Source organism: Crassaminicella indica (assembly GCF_019203185.1).
Classification (GTDB): domain Bacteria; phylum Bacillota; class Clostridia; order Peptostreptococcales; family Thermotaleaceae; genus Crassaminicella; species Crassaminicella indica.
Window position 1 is genome coordinate 1,639,094 of sequence record NZ_CP078093.1, and the last position, 23,541, is coordinate 1,662,634.

The 23,541-nt window shown below is 30.9% G+C and carries 21 protein-coding genes, 1 riboswitch and 1 other annotated feature; of the genes, 14 read left to right on the forward strand and 7 right to left on the reverse strand.

The window, feature by feature from the left end; genetic code table 11:
• The first annotated feature begins 34 nt into the window (after positions 1-34).
• Positions 35-676, forward strand: coding sequence for a recombination regulator RecX (recX, locus tag KVH43_RS07770; protein WP_218281993.1), 642 nt, complete (start codon positions 35-37; stop codon positions 674-676).
• A 67-nt stretch (positions 677-743) separates the two neighbouring features.
• On the opposite strand, the gene KVH43_RS07775 is transcribed toward recX, so the two are convergent.
• Positions 744-1,667: a pseudouridine-5'-phosphate glycosidase gene (locus KVH43_RS07775; protein ID WP_218281994.1), complete on the reverse strand. Its 924-nt coding sequence runs from the start codon at positions 1,665-1,667 to the stop codon at positions 744-746.
• Positions 1,649-2,755 (reverse strand): PfkB family carbohydrate kinase, encoded by a 1,107-nt coding sequence (locus KVH43_RS07780; protein ID WP_218281995.1) that lies wholly within the window; start codon positions 2,753-2,755, stop codon positions 1,649-1,651. Before KVH43_RS07780 ends, KVH43_RS07775 begins: the two co-directional genes overlap by 19 nt.
• Positions 2,756-3,010: 255 nt before the next feature.
• Between KVH43_RS07780 and KVH43_RS07785 the strand changes: the two genes are divergently transcribed.
• The 6 genes from KVH43_RS07785 (at position 3,011) to KVH43_RS07810 (ending at position 11,472) form a co-directional block, all read left to right on the forward strand.
• Positions 3,011-3,583, forward strand: a complete 573-nt coding sequence (locus KVH43_RS07785; protein ID WP_218281996.1) for a helix-turn-helix domain-containing protein — start codon at positions 3,011-3,013, stop codon at positions 3,581-3,583.
• Positions 3,584-3,664: 81 nt separating this feature from the next.
• Positions 3,665-4,564 carry a trans-4-hydroxy-L-proline dehydratase activase gene (locus tag KVH43_RS07790; protein WP_218281997.1) on the forward strand — a complete coding sequence of 300 codons (900 nt, stop codon included), beginning with the start codon at positions 3,665-3,667 and terminating at the stop codon, positions 4,562-4,564.
• Positions 4,565-4,568: 4 nt separating this feature from the next.
• A complete protein-coding gene (gene hypD / locus KVH43_RS07795) occupies positions 4,569-6,941 on the forward strand; it encodes a trans-4-hydroxy-L-proline dehydratase (RefSeq protein ID WP_218281998.1) in 2,373 nt (790 codons plus the stop codon).
• 42 nt (positions 6,942-6,983) lie between these two features.
• Positions 6,984-7,790, forward strand: coding sequence for a pyrroline-5-carboxylate reductase (gene proC / locus KVH43_RS07800; RefSeq protein WP_218281999.1), 807 nt, complete (start codon positions 6,984-6,986; stop codon positions 7,788-7,790).
• A gap of 429 nt (positions 7,791-8,219) precedes the next feature.
• A complete protein-coding gene (gene xrtK, locus KVH43_RS07805) occupies positions 8,220-8,723 on the forward strand; it encodes an exosortase K (RefSeq protein ID WP_218282000.1) in 504 nt (167 codons plus the stop codon).
• Entirely contained in the window at positions 8,716-11,472 is a 2,757-nt protein-coding gene (locus KVH43_RS07810) for an MSEP-CTERM sorting domain-containing protein (RefSeq protein WP_218282001.1), read from the forward strand. The genes xrtK and KVH43_RS07810 overlap by 8 nt, the downstream gene beginning before the upstream one ends.
• Before the next feature lie 62 nt (positions 11,473-11,534).
• Here KVH43_RS07810 and KVH43_RS07815 read toward each other — a convergent pair whose 3' ends face one another.
• Genes KVH43_RS07815 through KVH43_RS07830 form a run of 4 tightly spaced genes read right to left on the reverse strand, consistent with a single transcriptional unit; the run spans position 11,535 to position 14,281 of the window.
• Positions 11,535-11,741 (reverse strand): hypothetical protein, encoded by a 207-nt coding sequence (locus KVH43_RS07815; RefSeq protein ID WP_218282002.1) that lies wholly within the window; start codon positions 11,739-11,741, stop codon positions 11,535-11,537.
• Between the two features lie 56 nt (positions 11,742-11,797).
• Positions 11,798-12,622, reverse strand: a complete 825-nt coding sequence (locus KVH43_RS07820; protein ID WP_218282003.1) for a MetQ/NlpA family ABC transporter substrate-binding protein — start codon at positions 12,620-12,622, stop codon at positions 11,798-11,800.
• A gap of 19 nt (positions 12,623-12,641) precedes the next feature.
• A complete protein-coding gene (locus KVH43_RS07825; protein WP_218282004.1) occupies positions 12,642-13,292 on the reverse strand; it encodes a methionine ABC transporter permease in 651 nt (216 codons plus the stop codon).
• The gene (locus KVH43_RS07830) at positions 13,289-14,281 is read right to left on the reverse strand and encodes a methionine ABC transporter ATP-binding protein (RefSeq protein ID WP_218282005.1); all 993 of its coding nucleotides are present in this window, start codon (positions 14,279-14,281) and stop codon (positions 13,289-13,291) included. Before KVH43_RS07830 ends, KVH43_RS07825 begins: the two co-directional genes overlap by 4 nt.
• A 127-nt stretch (positions 14,282-14,408) precedes the next feature.
• Positions 14,409-14,513: riboswitch (SAM riboswitch) on the reverse strand.
• A gap of 152 nt (positions 14,514-14,665) precedes the next feature.
• On the opposite strand from KVH43_RS07830, the gene KVH43_RS07835 reads away from it, so the two are divergent.
• On the forward strand, positions 14,666-14,974 hold the full coding sequence (locus KVH43_RS07835) for a YerC/YecD family TrpR-related protein (protein ID WP_420829627.1): 309 nt from the start codon (positions 14,666-14,668) through the stop codon (positions 14,972-14,974).
• A gap of 39 nt (positions 14,975-15,013) precedes the next feature.
• Here the strand turns inward: KVH43_RS07835 and ilvD are convergent, their stop codons facing one another.
• Positions 15,014-16,672, reverse strand: coding sequence for a dihydroxy-acid dehydratase (gene ilvD / locus KVH43_RS07840; RefSeq protein WP_218282006.1), 1,659 nt, complete (start codon positions 16,670-16,672; stop codon positions 15,014-15,016).
• A gap of 62 nt (positions 16,673-16,734) precedes the next feature.
• Positions 16,735-16,995, reverse strand: a binding site (T-box leader).
• A gap of 388 nt (positions 16,996-17,383) precedes the next feature.
• On the opposite strand from ilvD, the gene mgtE reads away from it, so the two are divergent.
• The 6 genes from mgtE (at position 17,384) to alr (ending at position 23,408) form a co-directional block, all read left to right on the forward strand.
• Positions 17,384-18,721 carry a magnesium transporter gene (gene mgtE / locus KVH43_RS07845; protein WP_218282007.1) on the forward strand — a complete coding sequence of 446 codons (1,338 nt, stop codon included), beginning with the start codon at positions 17,384-17,386 and terminating at the stop codon, positions 18,719-18,721.
• A gap of 85 nt (positions 18,722-18,806) precedes the next feature.
• Positions 18,807-19,412, forward strand: coding sequence for a hypothetical protein (locus KVH43_RS07850; RefSeq protein WP_218282008.1), 606 nt, complete (start codon positions 18,807-18,809; stop codon positions 19,410-19,412).
• Positions 19,413-19,511: 99 nt separating this feature from the next.
• Complete coding sequence (gene acpS / locus KVH43_RS07855; protein WP_255547709.1) at positions 19,512-19,877, forward strand: holo-ACP synthase; 366 nt, start codon at positions 19,512-19,514, stop codon at positions 19,875-19,877.
• A gap of 30 nt (positions 19,878-19,907) precedes the next feature.
• A complete protein-coding gene (locus tag KVH43_RS07860) occupies positions 19,908-21,461 on the forward strand; it encodes an NAD(P)H-hydrate dehydratase (protein WP_218282010.1) in 1,554 nt (517 codons plus the stop codon).
• A 67-nt stretch (positions 21,462-21,528) separates the two neighbouring features.
• Complete coding sequence (locus tag KVH43_RS07865) at positions 21,529-22,158, forward strand: LolA family protein (protein WP_218282011.1); 630 nt, start codon at positions 21,529-21,531, stop codon at positions 22,156-22,158.
• A 74-nt stretch (positions 22,159-22,232) separates the two neighbouring features.
• Positions 22,233-23,408, forward strand: coding sequence for an alanine racemase (gene alr / locus KVH43_RS07870; RefSeq protein WP_218282012.1), 1,176 nt, complete (start codon positions 22,233-22,235; stop codon positions 23,406-23,408).
• Positions 23,409-23,541: the final 133 nt, after the last annotated feature.

Sequence of the window (23,541 nt, forward strand, 5' to 3'; positions counted from 1 at the left end):
CTTTTCATTATGAATTAAGATAGAGGTGAAATATATGTTTAAAATTACAAAAATCGAGCAACAAAAAAATGAAAATCGTGTAAGCATTTATGTAAATGATGAATTTTTTTTAGGAATTCATAAGGAAATCGTCTATATGTTAAGGTTAAAGGTAGGTCAGGAGGTTGATACAGAAAAATTTGAAAAAATCGTTATGGAAGAAACTTATTTGAAAGCCAAAAGCAGAGCATTAAAATTACTACATTTTTCTTCTCGCACAGAAAAAGAAATGAGGGAAAGACTGAAAAATTATGAATATGATGAAGAAACTATTGAAAGAGTAATAGCTTTTTTGAAAGAATATAATTTTATTAATGATGCTCAGCTGGTAAAGCATATGGTTAAAAATAAATCATTAGAAAAAAAATATGGCAAAAATAGAATTAAGCAGGAGCTATACAGAAAGGGCATTGATATGAATTTGATAGAAAATACTATTGAACAAGAAATAGATGAAGAAAAAGAATATGAAAATGCATTAAGCTTGGCAAGAAAGAAGCTAAATACTATAAAGGATACAGATAAAAGGAAGGTATATCAAAAGCTGGGAAGATATTTATCATATCGAGGATATGAATATGATTTGATTAAAAAAGTCATAAAACTGCTTCAAAGTGAAAAGGAATCCTTTGACTAAAAATATTTGCACATTAAATATATATCAAAAAGACTCCTGATTAGGAGCCTTTCATAAAAAATGAGGTTTATTTTTGGTATAGCTTAGAAAGTTCAACTGCTAATTTTGCACCTAACCTTGCATTGTTGTATACAAGCTGAATATTTGATGATAAGCTTTTTCCACTAGTAATGGCTTTTATTTTTGAAAGTAAGAAAGGAGTTGTTTCTTTTCCCTTTATGCCTTTTTCTTTTGCTTCTTTAAGCGCATCTTCTATAGCATTGGTGATGGTATTATAATCCATTTCATATTCTTTTGGAATTGGATTTCCTACAACAACTCCACCATTTAGGTTTAAATCCCATTTTGCTTTTAGTGCTTTTGCAAGTTCTGTTTCTGAATCAATGCGATAATCTACATGAAATCCACTTTTTCTTGTAAAGAATGCAGGGAATTCCTCTGTACCAAAACCAACAACAGGAACTCCGTGGGTTTCTAGGTATTCTAAAGTTAGTCCTATGTCAAGGATAGATTTTGCTCCTGAACAAACAACAGCTACATTTGTATGGCTAAGCTCCATTAAATCTGCTGAAATATCAAATGTTTCTTGAGCTTCTCTATGAACGCCACCAATTCCTCCTGTAACAAATACCTTAATCCCTGCTAAAGCTGAAATAATCATCGTAGAGGCTACTGTTGTAGCACCATTTAGTTCCTTTGCGATTATGAAAGGAAGATCTCGTCTACTTGCTTTTAATATATCTTCTCCTTTTCCCATGTATTCAAGTTCATCATCGGTTAGACCAACCTTAAATCTTCCTTTTAAAATTCCTATTGTTGCAGGAATAGCACCGTTTTCTCTTATAATATTTTCAACGGCTCTAGCAGTTTTTATATTTTCTGGATAAGGCATACCATGAGATATGATAGTTGATTCTAATGCTACAACAGGCTTGTTTTCCTCTAATGCTTTTTGTACCTCTGGATGGATGTCTAAATATTTTTTATACATAAATTCATCTCCTTTGAAAGTTTTTGAATATTTTCTACGGACAGGGTTGGATTGATGGTATTCTCATGTGAAAGGGCAATTATAGAAGCAGAACTTGAAAATTTTGCACTATCGCTTAAAGAAAAGTTATTTAAATGACTATAAATAAGTCCTGCCATAAATGCGTCTCCAGCCCCTGTAGTATTGACTGCCTTTATTTTAGGAGTAGATAAAAGAATAGATGTATTTTCATTTCTACAATATACTCCAAGCTTTCCAAGACTTATAAATATATTTTTTACGCCTTCCTTTAGAAAATAATCAGCAGCTTTTTTTAGATCTTCTTTTGTATTAATTTTTATTCCTGAAAGTATTTCAGCTTCTAGCTTATTAGGTTTTATAGTGTGAAATAAACCTATAAAATTTTTTACTTTCTTTGCTTTTGTAGTAGATACAGGATCAAGGAAAAAATCTACTTCTTTAAAATTGCTTACTAAATAATGAAGAATTTCTTCTGGAATATTTGTATCTACGACTATTAATTGGGCATTTTTTAGCATAGGACTTTTTTCTCTAATAAAATCAATGGTGATTTTATCAAAAATATCCATAGCTGAAACTGCTAATTTCATATCTCCATTTTCATCTAAAATTGAAAGATATATAGAAGAAGGAGTATTTTTTAAAGATAAAATATGTGTTGTATCAATTCCAGAGAGTTTACATTCCTCTAAAATTTTATTTCCGTATAAATCATCTCCTACGGCAGAAATCAATTTTGTATTTATACCTAAATGCACTAGATTTTCTGCTATATTTCTTCCAACCCCTCCAAGAGACATTTTTACATCTCCTGGATTAGAATCATGAAGCTTCAAAGTGTGATTTGTAAAGCCTTGAATATCTACGTTGGTTCCTCCTATTACAGCAACATATTTATCTTTTCTTATGATATAGCCTTTCCCTAAGATATATCCTTTTTTCATCAAATTTGTAATATGCACTGCTACAGAGGAACGGGTAATTCCCAACCTTTTAGCCAATTCTTGTTGAGAGATTAAAGGATCTTTTTTAATTAAAGCTAGAATTTCTTTTTCTCGCAGTGTCACAATTATCACCAACTTTTGCTTAGTAAATAAACTTATGTTTATATTATAACCGAATATTATGAATGATGTAAAGAAATTTTTGTAATATAACAGATATATTAATGAATATGATGATAGTATGATTCATATATATAAATTATATTTCATTATCGTAAAAAAATAGTAAAAATAGATAGACGTTGTAGGAAAGATATAGTACAATAAGAATAAAATTGTTAAAATTTTCTAAAAACGTATTGAGAGAGGGACAAAAGAATGGCAGCTGATGTAGGAAGAAAGATTAAAGATTTAAGAACTAATAAGAATTTAACACTAAAGGATTTAAGTGAAAAGACAGGATTATCGATAGGCTTTTTATCCCAATTGGAAAGAGGGCTTACAACTATAGCTATTGATGCTTTAGAAAAAATAGCAGATTTTTTAGATGTAAATATATCTTATTTTTTTAAGAAACCAGAAAATAGTAAAAGGATAGTGTTGAGAAGCTATGAAAAAAAAGCGTTTGAAATCGTTAATAGTCAGTTTATTCATTATCATTTAACTAATGATATTGAAAATAAAGAACTTTTGCCAAGATTAATTGAAATACTGCCAAGCAATGTAGATGAGGAAATTACTCCTTATCAACATGAAGGAGAAGAGTTTATTTATGTTTTAGAAGGAATACTTACCCTTTTTGTAGCTGATGAGCAGTATGAATTGTATCCAGGGGATAGTGCACATATTGATTCAAATATGCTCCATAATTGGGCTAATTACACAAATAAAACGGTTAAGCTGTTAGCTGTAAATATACCTAATTTTTTCAAAAAAAAGAATGATATATAAGTGAAATTTATGGTTGTGAAATAGATTTAATTATGATGAAATATAGCTGTGAAAAAGCTTTTATAGTTAGAAGGTGATTTTTTGAATAAAGGAAGAATTATAAATATCCAAAGATATTGTGTACATGATGGTCCGGGGATTAGAACTACGGTGTTTTTTAAGGGGTGTCCTCTAGCTTGTTGGTGGTGTCATAATCCTGAGAGTCAAAGATATGAAAAAGAAATTATGTATAATGAGGAAAAATGTACTCTATGCAAAATGTGTGAGAAAAAATGTGTGGTGCAATGTATTAGATTAAAAGAACATATTTTTTATGATCCTAATCAATGTGTATTTTGTGAAAATTGTATTGATTTTTGTATAAATAATGCAAGAGAATTAGTAGGCAAGGAATATACATTAAGTGAATTGATGCAGGAAATTGAAAAAGATCAAATTTTTTATGATGAATCAGGTGGGGGAGTAACTTTATCTGGTGGGGAAGTTATGAGTCAGATTGAGTTTGTAGAAGAGTTGGTAAAATCTTGTCATAGTAAAGGAATAAGTGTTGCTATTGATACATGTGGATATGCTCCCTTTGAAAGCTTTGAAAAAATTATTAATTATACAGATGTATTTTTGTATGATTTGAAAATAATGGATCCAAAAAAGCATGAGCAATATACAGGAAAAGATAATAAAATTATTTTAAATAATTTAAAATGCTTATCAGAAAAAGGAGCTAGTATTTATCTAAGAATTCCTTTAATAGAAGGGATAAATACAGATGATGAAAACATAAAGGAAATGATTATATTTACTAAGGACTTAAATATTCAAAGGGTTCATTTGCTACCATTTCATGAAATAGGCAGCGACAAATATAAAAGGTTGAATATGGATTATAAAAGGGAATATCTCAAGAGGCCATCTGATATAGTACTAAATAAAATTAAATCTATGTTTGAAAAATCTAATTTCAAGGTAAAAATAGGGGGGTAAAAGGATGGAAAGAGGAATGAATGAAAGAATTAAAAAACTAAGACATCAAAGTTTGACTACAAAACCACATATTAGTATTGAAAGAGCAGTCCTTGTAAATGAAGCATATCAAAAATATGCAGGAGTAGTTGAAATACCGATTCTTAGGGCATTGACCTTTAAGCATATTCTAGAGAATAAGAAGCTTTGTATCAATGAAGATGAACTTATTGTAGGAGAAAAGGGAGAAGGACCTCAATCTACACCTACATATCCTGAACTTTGTTGCCATACACTAGAAGATTTTGATGTAATGAACAATAGGGAATATATTTCTTTTAAAGTAAGTGAAGAAGTAAAAAGCATTCAAAAAGAAGTAATTATTCCTTATTGGAAAGACCGTTCAATCAGGAAGAAAATTTTTGACCATATGACTCCAGAATGGATTGATTGTTATGAAAGTGGTATATTTACAGAATTTATGGAGCAGAGGGGGCCAGGGCATACAGTAGCAGATGGAAAAATATACAAAAAAGGATTTATTGGATTTAAAAAGGATATTGAAGATGCTATTGGAAAATTAGATTATTTCAATGATCCTAATGCTTACGAAAAGAAAATCCAGCTTCAAGCTATGGCTATTTGCTGTGATGCAATCATAAGCTTTGGAAAAAGATATGCAGCATATGCAAGAAAGCTTGCGTCAAAAGAAACAGATGAGAGAAGAAAATTGGAACTTTTAAAAATTGCAAAAAATTGTGATGTTGTTCCAGCATTTCCTCCAAAGACTTTTCATCAGGCTATACAAATGTATTGGTTTGTACATTTAGGTGTAACTATTGAAATGAACAATTGGGATGCTTATAGTCCGGGAAGATTAGATCAGCATCTATATCCTTTTTATAAAAAGGATATAGAAGAAGGGATATTGACACGAGATGAAGCAAAAGAATTATTAGAATGTCTATGGGTAAAGTTTAATAATCAACCAGCTCCTCCTAAAGTTGGTATTACTTTAAAAGAAAGTGGAACTTATACAGATTTTGCAAATATTAATAGTGGAGGAGTAAAACCAGATGGCTCTAATGGAGTTAATGATGTTAGCTATTTGATTTTAGATGTAATGGATGAAATGAAACTCCTTCAACCTAGTTCTAATGTTCAAATTAGTAAAAAGACTCCTTTAAAGTTTTTAAAAAGAGCCTGCGAAATTTCTAGAAAAGGATGGGGACAGCCTGCATTTTATAATACTGATGCAATGATTCAAGAAATGCTAAGGGCAGGAAAGGATATTGTAGATGCTAGAGAAGGTGGAGCAAGTGGGTGTGTTGAAACGGGAGCTTATGGAAAAGAAGCATATATTTTAACGGGATATTTGAATATTCCTAAAATACTAGAAATTACTTTAAACAATGGCTTTGATCAAGTAAGAGGAAAGCAGCTAGGTTTAAAGACAGGAGATCCTAGAAATTTTGAAACTTATGAAGAATTTTTTGAAGCATTTAAAAAACAACTCAATCATTTTGTAGATATTAAAATAAGAGGAAACCACATGATTGAAAAAATCTATGCTACCAATATGCCTGTTCCATTTCTATCTGTTATTACAAGTGATTGCATTGATAAGGGAATGGATTATAATGCAGGAGGAGCAAGATATAATACAAATTATATTCAAGGGGTTGGTATTGGTACGGTAGCAGATTGTTTAGCTTCTATTAAATACAATGTTTTTGATAAAAAAAGATTTACTATGGATGAACTACTTAAGGCTTTAGATGATAATTTTGAAGGACATGAAATGATTCATCACATTGTTAGAAATAAAACGCCTAAATATGGAAATGATGATTCGTATGCAGATGAATTGATGCTAGATGCTTTTAATGCTTTTTATGATATTGTAAATGGAAGGAAGAATATGAAGGGCGGTGTTTATCGCATTGATATGCTGCCAACTACTTGTCATGTATATTTTGGATCGGTTATGATGGCAAGTGCAAATGGAAGGCTTTATGGAAAGCCTGTATCTGAAGGAATTTCCCCAGCTAAAGGAGCAGATACAAATGGACCTACCGCAGTTATAAAATCAGCAGCTAAAATGGATCATCTAAGAACAGGAGGAACACTCCTTAATCAAAAATTTACTCCTTCTGTGTTAGCAGGGGAGGAGGGACTAGAAAATTTGGCATCTCTTATTAGAGCATATTTTAATATGGATGGACATCATATTCAGTTCAATGTAATTGATCGAAAAACTTTGATAGATGCACAAAATAATCCAGAGGAATATAAAGATTTGATCGTAAGGGTTGCAGGTTATAGTGATCATTTTAATAATTTGAGCAAAGCATTGCAGGATGAGATTATTGAAAGAACAGAGCAGACTTTTGCTTAAGGAGTATATTATTTATAAATATTTTATAAAGGAGGGCTTGTTGTGCAAAAGACAATAGGATTTATTGGTGCTGGGAATATGGGGCAGGCGATCATGGGTGGTATTTTAAAATCAAAATTAGTTTCAGCAGTAGATATTATTATGTCTGATTTGAGTGAAGAAAGATTAGAACTGGCAAAAGAATGTGGTATAAAAGTAACAAAGGATAATAAGGAAGTAGCAAAACTTTCTGATATTTTGGTATTGTCCATAAAACCTAATATTTATTCTTTAGTCATTAAAGAAATAAAAGATTATATAAAGAATGATGTGATTATTATAACCATTGCAGCAGGGAAAGACATTTGTAGTACAGAAGAAAGCTTTGGAAGGAAAGTTAAAGTGGTTCGAGCTATGCCTAATACCCCAGCTCTAGTAGGGGAAGGAATGACAGCTATTGTACCTAATGAAAAATTAACAACTGATGAAGTGGATGAGGTAGTAAAAATTTTTAATAGCTTTGGAAAGGTTGAAATAGTTAGTGAAAAGTTGATGGATGCAGTAACTTCTGTTAGTGGATCGTCTCCTGCATATGTATTTATGTTTATTGAAGCTATGGCAGATGCAGCAGTTTTAGATGGTATGCCAAGAGATCAAGCTTATAGAATGGCAGCTCAAGCAGTACTTGGAGCAGCTAAGATGGTACTAGAAACTGGGAAGCATCCAGGAGCATTAAAGGATATGGTATGTTCTCCAGCAGGTACAACTATAGAAGCAGTAGCTACTCTTGAAAGAACAGGATTTCGTTCATCTATTATATCAGCAATGCAGAGTTGTACAAAAAAATCTATTGAAATGTCGAAAAAATAGAAAAGTATATTAATATATTTCAGATTTTAGACAAAATAAGATAAGCGTCAAAGAGGTTCTTTCTCAAAAATAAGCGAATCTAGTCTTGAGGTTCGCTTATTTTTATTAATTCAAAACATTGATTCTTCTTTTTCATATATTATCTAGTTAGAGTATTTAAATCTGTTTTTAATATTATATTTAATAGTATATATATTGTCTTTGCGATTGGATATAATATAGTCTACACTATTCCGATTATACCATATATTTACAAAATATGATTTTATAAATTAAATTATTTTTCTAATAGTGATACAGCGAAATTAGCAAATAGTTTAATGGTTTATTATTTAGCGAAAAAATATTATCGAAAAACAATAAAAAAATATTGAAATATAATAATTGATTGTGTATAATGTAAATGTAAATTTATGGGGGGGATTGCATTTGTTTGTTTATATATGGATTATATTTATAGCTGCATGTATAAAAATGATTTTCAAATATGGAGATTTTCAGTACATATTGTTTATTTTAAAGCCTGTAACAAAAATTGTGGAATTAGTTTTAGGAGTTGCTTTTAAATATTATGAAGGGATTGGATTTATCAATGCTGATTTTAAAATTCATATAAGCAGAGGATGTTCAGGAATAAATTTTTTTATTATGGTATTTTTGATGATTAGTTTTTCATTTCTTTTTAAGATACGAAATAAAAATAAATCATTAGTAGCATTGATTTTTTTTATTGTTGCATATTTTATTACAATTATTGCAAATGCTTCAAGGATTATAGTGGCTTTTTTGATTATGAATACCATAACATTTAATATGAAATATGAAAGATTGATGCATCAGTCTATTGGTGTTGTTTTTTATTTTAGTTATTTAATCATTACATATTATTTGTTTTCAAAAATATTTCAAAAAGGAGATGAATCTCATGAATAAAATATATAAACCATACCTTATATTGATAACGTTAACGCTTCCTCAAATAATTATTTTTATTCTATTTACTAAAATATTTGGATTGATTAGTTCAGAACTATCTAAAAGTAGTATAGAGTATTGGAGATTAGCAGCAATTTATTTAGGTTCAGCGTTGATTATATTTACATTGTGGAATATAAGAAACTGGATAAATAAAAAAGATATACAGCCATTATGTGCTCTTTTGATCTTTATAGTATATACCATATTTTTAAGCGTTTATTTTTACAATGATACATACATTATTCCTTCTGATATTCCAGATTATATGTTTTTAGGTATAAGACCTAGCATTACTATTTTAACACTTATTATGCCAGTGCTTATTCATTCTATGCTGTTGTTGGTTCATTTTAGTGTTGAGAAAGTAGAAAAAGGTAGCAATTCAAAGGACTTTTATAGTATGATTGGTATTCCAGTATTTTGTTATGTATTTATATATATATTGTTGAATGATAATTCTCCTATTGAAAAGCTTACCCCTATATTATTTATTATGAGTATAGTAGCTTTTTTCTTTTTCTTCATACGAATTATTTATAGACTTTTAAATAAAAGGGCTGATATATGGCAAAAGAATTTAGCTTTTTTGAATCTTTTGGGTTCTTTGATAGGGTTATGCTTAAATCAAAGCTTTGGAAATATATTTGGAGATTTTTCTCATATTGGCTTTTATCTGTTTGCCATGATAACAGGTGTATTAATGTTAATTCCAGATATGGAGAATAAAAGAATCAGGCTCATTTTGTGGGTATTAAAAAGTATTACCTTTGTTTTTACCTTTTACTTTTTCATTGTTTTTCTTCCTTATATACTGTTGTCATTGATTGGAATGATTTTTTTCGGATGTGGTGCTTTAATGCTTGTGCCAATGCTTTTAATGTTTTTACATGTAAAAGCTTTGTGGTCTGATTACTATTATTTAAAGGCTTTTTATGAAAAGAAGATTTTAGCTGCATTGTTTTTAATAGGGGTTTTAACAATTCCTGTATTTATGATGATGATTATAAAAAATGATAAAGAAAATTTAGATAATGCACTGACCTTTACATATCAAAGAAGCTATGAAGATAAAAATGAAGCACATATAGACATAGCTGGAGTAAAAAGAGCTTTAAAAAATATAAAATATGTAAAAGGAAATAAAAGAAATAAGCTTGATGTTTTTACTACGGATATTCCTTATTTTACTTCACTATATAATGAATATGTGCTAGATGGATTATCAATATCTAATAAAAAAATAAAAAGGCTTGAGGATGTATTTTTAGGTGAATCAGATATAGTGCTAAATGATGAAAGACAATCAAAAAATCAAGTATTTATCAAAGATATAAAAACGCAAACAATATATGATGAAAAAGAAAAGGTACTGAAAAGCTGGATAGATTTTGAGTTGGAAAATAGAGGAAGAGAACAAGAGGAGTTTAACACAACATTTAAGCTTCCAAAAGGAAGTTATATTAGCAATTATTATTTATATGTAGGGAATGAAAAAAAATACGGTTTGCTTGCAGATAAAAGAGCTGCCGATTGGATTTATCAAAATACAAAAGCTATAAAGAGAGATCCTGGGATTTTAACAGATTTGGGAAATAATAAAATAGCATTTAAGGTATTTCCATTTAATGGTGGAGAAATAAGAAAAACAGGAATAGAAATCCTTCATAAAGCTCCAATCACTATTAATATTGATGGACATAGGATTGATTTAAAGGATGAACATATTAAGCATTTAAATAAAAAAGAAATTATTATAGGTAAGGGGCTTGCTTATATTCCAAAGGAAGTGAAGAAAAAATTAGAAAGAACAACAAGAGAGCAAAAGTATTATTTTTTAATAGATTATTCAAAAGAAAGTGATGGAAAAATAAATGACTATATAGAAAGGGTGAAGAATTATATTAAAGATTATCATATTGAAAATAAAGTAGAAGAAATAATTCCTGTAAACTTTGAAGAAAAAAGGATTTCATATAATAAAGAGTGGGAAAAACATTTAAAACATATTGACGTAAAAGGTGGATTCTTTTTAGAATATACGATAAAGAAGATTTTTTATGATAATTATGTAAAAGATAGCAGTGAGTATCCAGTTATTATTGTTGTTACAGATGATATAAGTAAAGGAGTAGGGTTGGAGAAAATAGATGAATTTTCATTTGCTTGTCCAGAAGGGGTATATTATTATCATTTAGATAGAGAAGGAAAAATTACAGGGTATTCAAGTCAGTTAAGAAAAACTATGGATCGAGTGGAGAAAATACCAGTATTAGTTTGGAAAGATAAAAATGGAAAAGCATATTATTTACAAGATGTAGAGGAAGATAGTATAGTTCTTTTAGATGATAAATTAGAAGTAAATATAAAAGAAGAGAAAAATGCTAAATGGGAAAATGGAGCTATGCTTCAAGGAATGTATATGAGTTATATGCTTCATCCAGAGAAATATTTTGAAAAGTCCTTGTCTATTGTAAAAAATAGTATTATATCTCATGTGATGAGTCCAATGACTTCTTTTATAGTTCTTGAAAATGAAGCTCAAGAAAAAGTTATGCTGGAAAAACAAAAGCAAATTTTAGCAAGGAAAAAACCAGTTCATATAGGAGATATGACGGAAATGGATGAACCTTCTTTATGGGTTATGCTACTGCTTATGGGGATTTTTATGAGTAGACAATTATTATTAGTTAAAAGTAAAGAATAGATTATTGTAAGGATAGTTTATTTGGGAATAAATAGGGTATAAGGTGGTCAATGACCACCTTATTACACATCTCTTTTTTTAGTAACCTTTGTGGTGTCTTCATAAAATCTAAAGGTGTCAATTATATCCACATCTCTTTGCATATCAAGAGGCATTACATAAGCATTTTGCGTTTTTTCTATAATAGGATGGTTTTCTTTATTGTAGGTAGCATCAATCCTATCCTGTGGTCTTTCTGAATCAGAATGAATTCCTTTATCATTTTTCATATGATCATCTCCTCATTAATATTATTTCACATAATGAGAAAGATATGATTTTTATATTAAAAAGCAGGAACTACTGCACCATTATATTTTTCTTCAATAAATTTTTTTACATCTTCAGATTGTAGTACTTTCATAAGCCTCTGAATTTTTTCGCTGTCCTTATCTTCAGGACGAACTGCTACTATATTTGCATATGGGGATTCGCTGCCTTCTATTAGTAAAGCATCTTCTTTAGGATTAAGATTTCCTTCTAATGCAAAGTTTGTGTTGATTACACTTGCAGCTACATCATCTAATGTTCTAGGAAGCTGTGCTGCATCAACAGGCTTGAATGTTATATTTTTAGGATTTTCTATAATGTCCTTTTCAGTTGCTTCAAGTCCTGCATCTTTATTTAATTTTATTATTCCTTTTGCATCTAATAAAATGAGTGCACGTCCTTCATTAGTTGGATCATTTGGAATAGTGATTGTAGCTTTGCTTTGTAGTTCATCAACAGATTTAATTTTTTTAGAATACAAACCAAGAGGTTCAACATGAACGTTTCCTGCACTTACAAGATCTAATTCTCTTTCTTTATTAAATGTTTCTAAATAAGGCAAGTGCTGAAAGAAATTTGCATCGATTTCTTTTTCTGCTAAAGCAAGGTTAGGTGTTACATAATCTGTAAATTCTTTTATTTCTAGCTTTATACCTTCCTTTTCAAGCTTTGGCTTGATAAATTCTAATATTTCTGTATGAGGTACTGGTGTTGCACCAATTGTAAGGGTTATTGTGTCTGATTTTTGTTGTGCAGTAGGTGTTTCTTTTTTCGCACATCCTGTAAATAATAAGGATAAAGCTAATAGACATACTAATACTTTTAAAATATTTTTTTTCATTTTGCATACCTCCAATTTTTTATTTTTTATTGATGCTTTGTGCAATTTTATTGCCAGCAGTTTGAATGATTTGTACAAGGATAATCAAAAGAATAACTGTAGCAATCATTACATCTGTTTGGAAACGGTGATAACCGTATCTTACAGCTAAATCTCCAAGACCACCTCCTCCAACAACTCCAGCCATAGCGGAATAGCTTAAAATATTGATAATGGTAATGGTAATACCAAGAATCAAGGATGACATAGCCTCAGGAAGCAGTACTCTAAAAATTATTTGGTGAGGGGTTGCTCCCATAGAGATAGAAGCTTCTACTACACCCCAGTCTACTTCCCTTATACTTGTTTCTACAACTCGTGAAAAGAAGGGAGTTGCAGCTATAACTAATGGAACAATAGCAGCAGTTGTGCCAATAGTTGTTCCAACAACAAGTCTTGTAAAAGGAATAATAAATATCATCAAAATGATAAAGGGTAGTGATCTAGCTACATTGATAATATATGAAAGTATGTTGTGAATATATGGATTTGGAAGAATGTGATTTTGGTCTGTTACAACAAGAATTATCCCTAATGGCAATCCTAAAATAATTGTAAAAATCACAGAGATAAATACCATATATAAGGTTTCTAATAAAGATGGTGTAAGAAGTTCTATCCAATGATTCATTGCTTTAACACCTCCGCTTTTACATTGTTTTTTTCTAGAAAAGATATAATATCTAATAATTTATGGCAATCTACATTCATTTGAATAGTGAGCTTTCCAATGGGCTTTTCTTGGATATATTCAATTTTTCCAGAAAGAATATTTACATCTACATCAAATTTTTTTGTGATTTTTGAAATAAGTGGTTTATCTGCACTGCCCTTTGTAAATGATAAATTTAATACTTTTCCTTTCATATATTGCTTTGGTAAAGCTTGATCGTGATCTACAAAATGCTTTGTGACAGAGTTGCCGGGCTTTGAGAAAATATCAATAGTAGAACCTTCCTCTATCAAGCATCCACCTTCAAGAATTGCTACACGGTTGCATATTTCTTTGATTACTTCCATTTCATGAGTGATGACTACAATAGTCAATCCAAATTCTTTGTTGATATTTTTAAGTAATGTTAGAATCTGCTTTGTAGTTTTCGGATCTAGTGCCGATGTTGCTTCATCACAGAGGAGTACATCAGGTTCATTTGCTAGAGCTCTTGCAATACCTACTCTCTGCTTTTGACCTCCACTTAACTGAGAAGGATAAACATGAGCTTTATCAGAAAGCTCTACAAGCTCTAAAAGATGATTTACCTTTTCTTTGATGATTTTTTTAGGTGTTTTTACAAGTCTTAATGGAAAAGCAATATTTTCAAATACATTTTTACTATGCAATAGATTAAAATTTTGAAAAATCATGCCTATTTTTTTTCTTGCATTTCTCAATTCGCTGTTTTTTAAAGTCATTAAGTTTATGCTATTTACAAATATGTCACCACTTGTAGGCTCTTCCAATCTGTTTATACAGCGAATGAGAGATGATTTTCCTGCACCACTAAGACCAATAATGCCATAAATATCCCCTTGATTAATATTTAAAGATATATCCTTAAGAGCGACTACTTGGTTTCTTCCATTCGTATAAATCTTTGATAAATTCTTAATTTTTATCATAACTTCACCTCTTTATAACTATATAGTACTAAAACAAACAAGTAATAAAATAACCCCTGCTGATGAAAGAGGGGGTTAAAAAAACCTCTTTCATTGAGAAAGAGGCATATATAACAATTGCTTCCTTCTCTCATCTGTCGATACAATGTATCGCAGGAATTGGCACCGCTGCATAAAATATGCCGGTTGCCGGGTTTCATAGGGCCAGTCCCTCCACCACTCTGGATAAGAGATATCCGTTTATTAACTTTTGCTTTGATTAATATAAAGTATAATGATTTTTTAGAATTGTGTCAATAGTTTTTTTAAAAAATTATATTTCAATAAAAAGGAGATAATAAATAAATATAGAATATTATTTAGATAAAGGGAAAAGGTGGTGGAATGATGACTTACGAGTCAAAATTAAAAAATGAGTTTACTGATGAATTGTTTGAAGCAATATTATTACTCAAAAATATAGAAGAATGCTATAGATTTTTTGAAGATATATGTACTATAAAGGAGATTCAAGCATTATCCCAGCGTCTTAAAGTAGCAAAGCTTTTAAGAGAAAAGAAAACCTATAATGAGATTGAAGAAATAACAGGAGCGAGTACAGCGACCATCAGCAGAATTAATCGATGTCTAACATATGGAGCTGATGGATATAATTTGATATTGGATAGATTAGATGAACAATCAAAAGAATAAAAGCAGTGCAACCTTCTCTATTAAAAGGTTGCACTGCTTTTATTTTAATACAGCTCCTGTACTTGCTGAAGTAACTAATTTTGCATATCTTGCTAAATATCCTTTTTTTACTTTTGGTTCAGGCTTTACAAAACAATTTTTACGTTTTTGTATTTCTTCTTCACTTAATTTAACTTCTAATTTTTTATTAGGAATATCAATATGAATGATATCTCCATCTTCAATAAGACCAATAAGACCTCCTTCCATAGCTTCAGGAGATACATGACCAATAGCAGCACCACGAGTTGCTCCAGAGAATCTACCATCTGTAATGAGTGCTACATCCTTGTCAAGCCCCATACCTGCAATAGCAGAAGTAGGGGATAGCATCTCTCTCATACCAGGACCACCCTTAGGACCTTCATATCTTATAACTACTACATCTCCCTTTACAATCTTTCCATTAAAGATTGCAGATACTGCTGCTTCTTCTGAATCAAATACCTTTGCAGGGCCAATGTGTACCAGCATTTCATCAGCTACTGCTGATTCTTTTACAACTGCTCCATCTACTGCTAGATTTCCCCTTAATATAGCAAGGCCACCTTTATTTCTATAAGGGTTTTTAATAGGATGAATGATATCAGTATCAAGTACTTTTTTATCTTTAAGGTTTTCACCAACAGTTTTTCCAGTAACGGTCATTACATCTAGGTTGAGTAATCCTTTTTTTGTTAATTCCTTCATAAGTGCAGGGATTCCTCCTGCACGATGTAGATCCTCCATATGATGTTTACCGCTAGGGCTAAGCTTTGTAAGATATGGTGTTACTTGACTGATCTCATCAAACAATTCAAGTGGTAACGATATACCTGCTTCATGAGCAATTGCTGGTAGATGTAGTACTGTGTTAGAAGAACCAGCCATAGCCATATCTACAGTAATTGCATTTTTAAATGCATCTATTGTTAGAATATCTAATGGCTTTATATCATTTTTAACACATTCCATTACCTTCATACCAGCATATTTTGCAAGTTGAATTCTTTCACCAGAGTGAGACATAGCAGTACCATTGTATGGAAGGCCCATTCCTAAAGCTTCTGTTAAGCAGTTCATACTATTAGCAGTAAAAAGTCCTGAGCAAGAACCACATCCAGGACATGATTTTCTTGCTAATTCTTCTAATTCTTCTTCTGTCATTTTATTATCTTTAAAAGCTCCAACACCTTCTATGACACTACTAAAATCTAGTGCTTTACCATTATGCTCTCCAGCTCGCATAGGACCACCACTTACTACAATTGCTGGAATATTTAGTCTTGCAGCAGCCATTAGCATTCCTGGAACGATCTTATCACAGTTTGGAATAAGGACTAATCCATCAAAACCATGTCCTATTGCCATTGCTTCAATAGAATCAGCAATAAGCTCTCTACTTGCTAGTGGATATTTCATACCATCATGCCCCATAGCAATTCCATCACAAATACCTATTGCAGGAAATTCTATAGGAGTACCTCCTGCCATTGCAACGCCCATTTTAGCAGCCTTTGCAATTTGATCTAAATGCATATGTCCTGCTATTATTTCATTTTGAGCATTGACAATACCAATAAGAGGTCTGTCTATTTCTTCTTTTGTATATCCCATACCATAAAATAGAGATCTAACAGGAGCTCCCTTTGCCCCTTTTTTTATTTGGTTGCTTCTCATAAAAATTCCTCCTTTGATTGTATAAATAAAAAATCTCTCGTTCCTAAGATATAGTATTATATCCTAGGGACGAGAGATTTTCCCGCGGTACCACCCTAATTATAATTCACTAATATGAATTACCTCTTCAGGTCAATAATTTAACCCTAGCCATATAACGGTGGCACTTCTACGAATTGTAGAATCCCGGCCTTGCCTACTCCAATAGTTTCGACTTAGCAGCTTCGGAGTGATTATTATATACTGCTTTAACGCTGATTTTCACCAAACATCAGCTCTCTGTAGTTAAAGGATAGTATTTTTCTCTCCATCATTGCTTTTGATTTGTATTTTTCTGAAAATTAATTAAGCATATTTTACTACTGATTTTGTTGTTAGTCAATATAAAATCTTTTGAAAAATGAGATTTATGGATAATAAAAGTTTTTCAAATATTAAATGAAAAATAAACATATAATAACAAACAGGCAATTAAAGAGAAATAAATATTGAGAAAACTTGATAAGTAGGGGAAGATAACATATAATAATAATAATAATAAATCTTTTTCTCTACTGTTGAGTAGGGTTTTTTATTTTTTAAATTAAAGAAAGGCTGGTGATGGTTGTGGATACTAGTCCCTTACCTAAACGGAAAACTAGTAAAATAAATATTTTAAATAGAGCCATAACCATCATTTGGTGTTTATGGCTCTTCTAAGGAGGGCTTTGTATGAAGGATTATATAATCGAATTGATGAACACCAAAAAGTATGCTCAGGCACGAAAAGAAGTGCTAGAAATGAATTCAGTAGATATAGCTGAACTTTTAGAAGAAATGGATACAAATAATGCACTGATTCTTTTTAGAATGTTGCCAAAGGATATTGCAGTAGAGGTGTTTGCCAACCTGTCTAATGAGAATCAAATGTATATTATTAATGCAATTACAGATAAAGAAATAAGTTATATTATGGATGAGCTGTTTTTTGATGATATGATTGATATTTTAGAAGAAATGCCTGCAATTATTGTAAAGAAAATATTAAAAAATACGAAGGAAGAAGAAAGAAAGCTTATTAATCAGTTTTTGAATTATCCTGCAAATTCTGCGGGAAGCTTGATGACAATAGAGTATGTTGGACTTAAAAAAGAAATGACTGTAAAGCAGGCTATGGAATATATCAAAAAAATTGGAATTGACAAAGAAACTATCTATACCTGCTATGTTATGAATGAAAATAGAATATTAGAGGGGATTGTATCCTTAAGAAAGCTTGTTGTCAGTGATGATGATAAAACGATTGAAGAAATTATGGACACAGGAGTTATTTATGTAAATACTTTTGATGATCAAGAAGAAATTGCTCATCTTTTTAAAAAATATGATTTTATAGCATTACCTGTTGTAGATAAGGAAGAAAGACTTCTTGGGATTATCACTATAGATGATATCGTGGATGTTATAGAAGAAGAAAACACAGAAGATTTTCATAAAATGGCGGCTATGGAGCCTTCTGAAGAAGAGTATCTTGAAACCAGTGTCCTTACATTAGCAAGAAAAAGAATTCTTTGGCTGCTTGCACTTATGATTTCAGCCATATTTACAGGAAGCATTATTCATAAATTTGAAGATGTGCTGACATCTGTTGTAGCACTTGCAGCATTTATGCCTATGATTATGGGAACAGGTGGTAATGCAGGAGCACAGTCTGCTACGCTTATTATTAGGGGGATGGCGTTAGAAGAGATTGATCTTAATGATATTTTAAAAGTAATTTGGAAAGAGCTAAGAGTGAGCTGTATTGTAGGCATCATTTTATCTTTGGTAAATTTTATTAGGCTTTATTATTTTCAACATGTAGATATTAGGATTGCTGCTACAGTATGTCTTAGCTTGATTGTTGTGGTGATAATAGCAAAGCTTGTGGGTGGAACATTACCTATTATTGCAAAAACTTTAAAACTTGATCCTGCTATTATGGCTAGTCCAATGATTACAACTATTGTAGATGCTGTATCCTTATTTGTTTATTTTTCAATAGCGACTAAATTTTTAGGTATTGCATAAATATAGGACTATAGTCCTATTATTGCATATAGGCTTTGTTTACGATATATTTATGAAGACAGGGAAAAATTTGGAGGTTAAAATAATGGCAAAAAACGTTGTTTTAGATGAATATATTATGAAAAAAAACAAGATACCCGTATTAATAAAAGATACAGAGTGGAAATCTCTTTTTGAAGAATGTATGACAAAGTCTATGAAAAAAACTGCGAAAGCTTTAGAAGAAAAGGTAGCTGAAGAAAAAGAAGCAATAAAGCAATATAATATTCATAGAAAACTTAAGCAAAATTTAATGGAAAGAATTCTTAAGCTGTCGGATGAAGTAAATAATAATCAAAAGGAATCGTTGTTGATTCAATTAGAGGATGCTAAAGAAAAATTACTTGAGGTGAATGACCGAATTGACGAGCTTCAGTTTAAGCTTGAAATATTGCCAAAGGAAATAGAAGGTTTAAATATGGAGCTTTTGAAAGAGTCTGTTGAAATAGCTTATAAGGATATAGAAGATGGAAATAAAAAGCTTAAGGAGCTTACAGAAGAAATAATAAAATTAAGAGATCAGCTAAAGAATAGTTGGGATGAAAAGCTTAATTTAGAAAGTCGAGTAGAAACCTTATATGCTTATTTGCATAATACATTAGGATATGAACAAACTAATAAATTAGATAAACAATTTCTTTCAAGCATGTAAAAATTGCGCAAAAGTATGTGATTTTTACATGCTTTTTTTGCTAATAAAATTATTTTTATGTAAAATATAATTATGAGAAATAGAATAGGAGATAAAAATATGAAAGGAATAGGAATAGATATTATAGAAATAGAAAGAATATCTAATGCTATAAGCAGGAATGATAAATTCTTACATAGAATATTTACACAAAAAGAGATCAATTATTTTTCAACGATCAATTATCGTGTTAATACTATTGCAGGAAATTTTGCAGCAAAAGAGGCTGTTGTGAAGGCATTAGGCACAGGCTTTAGGAATTTTAAGTGGACAGATATAGAAATTCACAGAGACACTTTAGGAAAACCATATGTCATTATCTATAATAATGCAAAAAAAACAGCACAGGATAAAGGAATTAAAAAAATACATATTAGTATATCTCACAGCAAAGCTTATGCTGTAGCACAAGCCTTTGCGGAATAATGAGGATCAGATTTAAGGAGTGAGCATTTTATGAAAGTTGTAAATAGTGAACAAATAAAGCAGTTAGACCGTATTGCTATTGATGAGTTTTTGATCCCTGGTATTGTATTAATGGAAAATGCAGGGTTGGCTGTAGTGGATGAAGTCTTAAAGTCTATTAAAGATAAAGAAAATAAAGAAGTAATTATTGTCTGTGGAATGGGAAATAATGGTGGAGATGGTTTTGTTGTAGCAAGACATTTATTGAATAAAGGAATACCTGTAAAGGTATTTATCACAGGAAATCCAGCTGATATAAGTGGAGATGCAAGGAAGAATTATAATATTATTCATAAATTAAATGTAGACATTCATATTTTAGTAGGCGTTAACAATTTGAAAAAATTCTCAGAAATTATTAAAAGCAGTAGCCTGATTGTTGATGCTATTTTTGGCACAGGATTGAAAAGAGAAGTTGACGGATTGATTAAAGAAGTTATTCATATAATCAATAATTCAAAAAAAGAAGTTATAGCCATTGATCTTCCATCAGGGATTTGTGCAGATGATGGAAGCGTTTGCGGGATAGCAGTAAGGGCTACTAAAACTGTTGTTTTGGCACTTTTAAAGCTTGGAAATATTAATTATCCTGGGGCTGATTATGTAGGAGAGATGATTCTAAAGGATATAGGTATTCCAAATAAAGCTGTAGAAGATATGTCATTAAATATTAATTTAATTACAAATAATATGGTAAAAGAGTATATGCCTGTTAGAAAAAGAGATACTCATAAGGGAACCTATGGTAAAGCTTATATTGTAGCAGGATCTACAGGAATGACAGGAGCTGCAATTCTTTCTTGTGAGGCAGCTTTAAGAAGTGGAGCAGGATTACTTAAAATTCCTGTACCACAAAGCTTAAATACTATTATGGAAACAAGGCTTACAGAAGCGATTACTGTACCATTACCAGAGTTTAGGAAAGGCGTAGTAGGCATTAGTGATATTGAAAAGATTATTAAGACAATGGAAGAGAGCGATGCAATTGCTGTAGGTCCAGGAAGTGGAAGAAGTAGGGAATTAGAAGAGCTTTTAAGAAATATGCTAGAGCATACATCAAAGCCTATTGTATTAGATGCAGATGCTTTGAATGCTTTAGCGGATAGAAAGGAATTGTTGGAGCTTATTAGATCTAAAGCAGTTATGACACCTCATGAAGGAGAGATGGCAAGACTAACTGGATTAGAAATTGATTATATAAATAACAATAGAATAGAGGTAGCGTCAGAGTTTGCTAAAAAGTGGAATGTAGTAGTTGTATTAAAGGGTGCAAGAACAGTTGTTGCAGGACCAAAGGGAGAAATATATATCAATACAACTGGTAATCCAGGAATGGCTACTGCAGGAAGTGGAGATGTACTTACAGGGATTATAACAGGACTGATTGCTCAAGGAATCAAACCTTTAAATGCTGCTGCTGTAGCTGTATATATTCATGGAGCTTCAGGAGATTTAGCAGCACAAAAAGTTGGAGAATATGGCTTGTTGGCATCAGATATTGTAAAGGAAATACCTTTTGCTATAAAAGAGATTGTAGGAAGATAAATATAGATGCATAAGAAGGATAAGTTTCACGTAAAGATGAATATAGGAATCTTTACGTGGAGGGGTTATGATGAGAGGTAGAGGAATAATATTGAGTATTTTTATTATCCTTCTTATTACAGGGTGTGCGCCAAAGACAGAACAAGATATATTTTATGATGTTCAAAAAAAGCTTCATAAAATGGAGAGCTATACCTGTCGAGTAGAAATTACTTCTATAGGTAATAAAGGTTCGCAAAAATATGTGATGAAGCAGTGGTTTAAAAAGCCTAATAGATATAAATTGGAAGTTATATCACCTGAAAATTTAAAAGGGAAAATTACTTTATCAAATGGGAAAAAGGTTTGGATATACCATCCTGGGATTGAACAGACATGGATTACGGACGAATTTTCAAATGAGGAGCAGAATCTGTTCTTGGGATATTTTATAAAAAATTTTTTGAATTCAGAACAGGTAAATGTAAATGTTGAAGGTTTAGACGATAAAAAATATTTTGTGATAGATACAGATATTCCTGGAAATCATGCATATTATCATAAAGAACGTTTATGGATAGATATGGAAAAGATGCAGCCCTATTTATTGGAGGTATTTGACGTAAAGGGTGATAAGAGAATAGAGGTAAAATATGAAGTGTTTGAATATAATCCAAAGCTTAAAGAAGAGCTATTTTATTTTCAAGCTGATGATTGATAAAGATGAAGCTTAACAAGAGAAAAATTATACGAGGTAACAAAGGCTTACATACAAAATGGGGGGATAAAAGGATGTTATCATTAGAAAAAACAAGACCTGTGTGGGCGGAAATTAATTTGGATCACCTTGCACACAATATGAGGGAAATAAGAAGGGTTGTAAAAGATGATGCAAAGGTTACTGCTGTTATAAAGGCTAATGGCTATGGTCATGGTGCTGTAGAAATTGGAGAGATACTTCTTGAAAATGGAGCAGATAGATTTGCTGTTGCTACATTATCAGAAGCATTAGAATTAAGACGTGTATACAAGGATGTACCTATATTAATTTTAGGATACACAAAAGAAACAAATGCTGAGGAAGTCATAAATAATAAAATTACTCAGACTATTTATTCGTTAGAACAAGCGAAAAAGTTTTCAGAAAAAGCACAAGATTTAAAGAAAGATGTAATATTTCATATAAAGCTTGATACAGGTATGAGTAGAATAGGATTTCAGACAAATAAGGATGCTGTTTTAGATATAAAAGAAATTTTTAATCTTCCTAATGTAGTAATAGAAGGTATGTTTACTCATTTTGCAGTTGCTGATGCATCAGATAAAGCTTTTACATATGAGCAATATGAAAAGTTTATGAGCTTTTCAAATATGTTGGAAAAAGAAGGTATAAATATTCAAATAAAGCATGTATCTAATAGTGCAGCTATTATAGATTTGCCTGAGATGAATTTAGATATGGTTCGTGCTGGTGTGATTCTTTATGGATTATATCCATCTGATGAAGTTAGAAAGGATGTTTTAGATTTAAAACCAGTGATGACACTAAAAGCCAAAGTGAGCCATGTAAAGGAATTACCTGAAAATGTTGGAATAAGCTATGGATTAAAGTATGTTACTAATAAAAAATCAAAGATAGCTACTCTTCCTATTGGATATGCAGATGGCTATACGAGAATGCTATCAGGAAAAGCAGAGGTTTTAATAGGAGGCAAAAAGGTACCTGTTGTAGGTAGAATTTGTATGGATCAATGTATGATTGATGTAACAAATGTAGAAAATGTTAAGGTAGGAGATGAAGTTGTCTTAATAGGAACAGATGGAACAAATACTATCTTAGCAGATGATATAGGAAATTTGCTTGATACAATAAACTATGAGATTGTATGTATGGTTGCAAGACGTGTTCCAAGAGTATACATAAGAAGAAATGAAGTGGTAAAAATAAAAGATTACCTTCAAGAATAATATAAATTTTGGAAAGAGTGTATAAAAAGTAGTCATATTGACACACTTATAATTAATAGTATATAATGTGATATAGCTTTTAATATATACTAAAATGGATACAAATGTCTTTATATAGATTTTTATAATTTCA

What these genes read in the sequence shown, in the direction of transcription:
- recX (WP_218281993.1), top strand. Translation starts at nt 35, where the DNA reads ATGTTTAAAATTACAAAAATCGAGCAACAAAAAAATGAAAATCGTGTA.
- KVH43_RS07775 (WP_218281994.1), bottom strand. Translation starts at nt 1,667, where the DNA reads ATGTATAAAAAATATTTAGACATCCATCCAGAGGTACAAAAAGCATTA.
- KVH43_RS07785 (WP_218281996.1), top strand. Translation starts at nt 3,011, where the DNA reads ATGGCAGCTGATGTAGGAAGAAAGATTAAAGATTTAAGAACTAATAAG.
- hypD (WP_218281998.1), top strand. Translation starts at nt 4,569, where the DNA reads ATGGAAAGAGGAATGAATGAAAGAATTAAAAAACTAAGACATCAAAGT.
- KVH43_RS07810 (WP_218282001.1), top strand. Translation starts at nt 8,716, where the DNA reads ATGAATAAAATATATAAACCATACCTTATATTGATAACGTTAACGCTT.
- KVH43_RS07815 (WP_218282002.1), bottom strand. Translation starts at nt 11,741, where the DNA reads ATGAAAAATGATAAAGGAATTCATTCTGATTCAGAAAGACCACAGGAT.
- KVH43_RS07820 (WP_218282003.1), bottom strand. Translation starts at nt 12,622, where the DNA reads ATGAAAAAAAATATTTTAAAAGTATTAGTATGTCTATTAGCTTTATCC.
- KVH43_RS07825 (WP_218282004.1), bottom strand. Translation starts at nt 13,292, where the DNA reads ATGAATCATTGGATAGAACTTCTTACACCATCTTTATTAGAAACCTTA.
- KVH43_RS07830 (WP_218282005.1), bottom strand. Translation starts at nt 14,281, where the DNA reads ATGATAAAAATTAAGAATTTATCAAAGATTTATACGAATGGAAGAAAC.
- KVH43_RS07835 (WP_420829627.1), top strand. Translation starts at nt 14,666, where the DNA reads ATGATGACTTACGAGTCAAAATTAAAAAATGAGTTTACTGATGAATTG.
- ilvD (WP_218282006.1), bottom strand. Translation starts at nt 16,672, where the DNA reads ATGAGAAGCAACCAAATAAAAAAAGGGGCAAAGGGAGCTCCTGTTAGA.
- mgtE (WP_218282007.1), top strand. Translation starts at nt 17,384, where the DNA reads ATGAAGGATTATATAATCGAATTGATGAACACCAAAAAGTATGCTCAG.
- KVH43_RS07850 (WP_218282008.1), top strand. Translation starts at nt 18,807, where the DNA reads ATGGCAAAAAACGTTGTTTTAGATGAATATATTATGAAAAAAAACAAG.
- acpS (WP_255547709.1), top strand. Translation starts at nt 19,512, where the DNA reads ATGAAAGGAATAGGAATAGATATTATAGAAATAGAAAGAATATCTAAT.
- KVH43_RS07860 (WP_218282010.1), top strand. Translation starts at nt 19,908, where the DNA reads ATGAAAGTTGTAAATAGTGAACAAATAAAGCAGTTAGACCGTATTGCT.
- KVH43_RS07865 (WP_218282011.1), top strand. Translation starts at nt 21,529, where the DNA reads ATGATGAGAGGTAGAGGAATAATATTGAGTATTTTTATTATCCTTCTT.
- alr (WP_218282012.1), top strand. Translation starts at nt 22,233, where the DNA reads ATGTTATCATTAGAAAAAACAAGACCTGTGTGGGCGGAAATTAATTTG.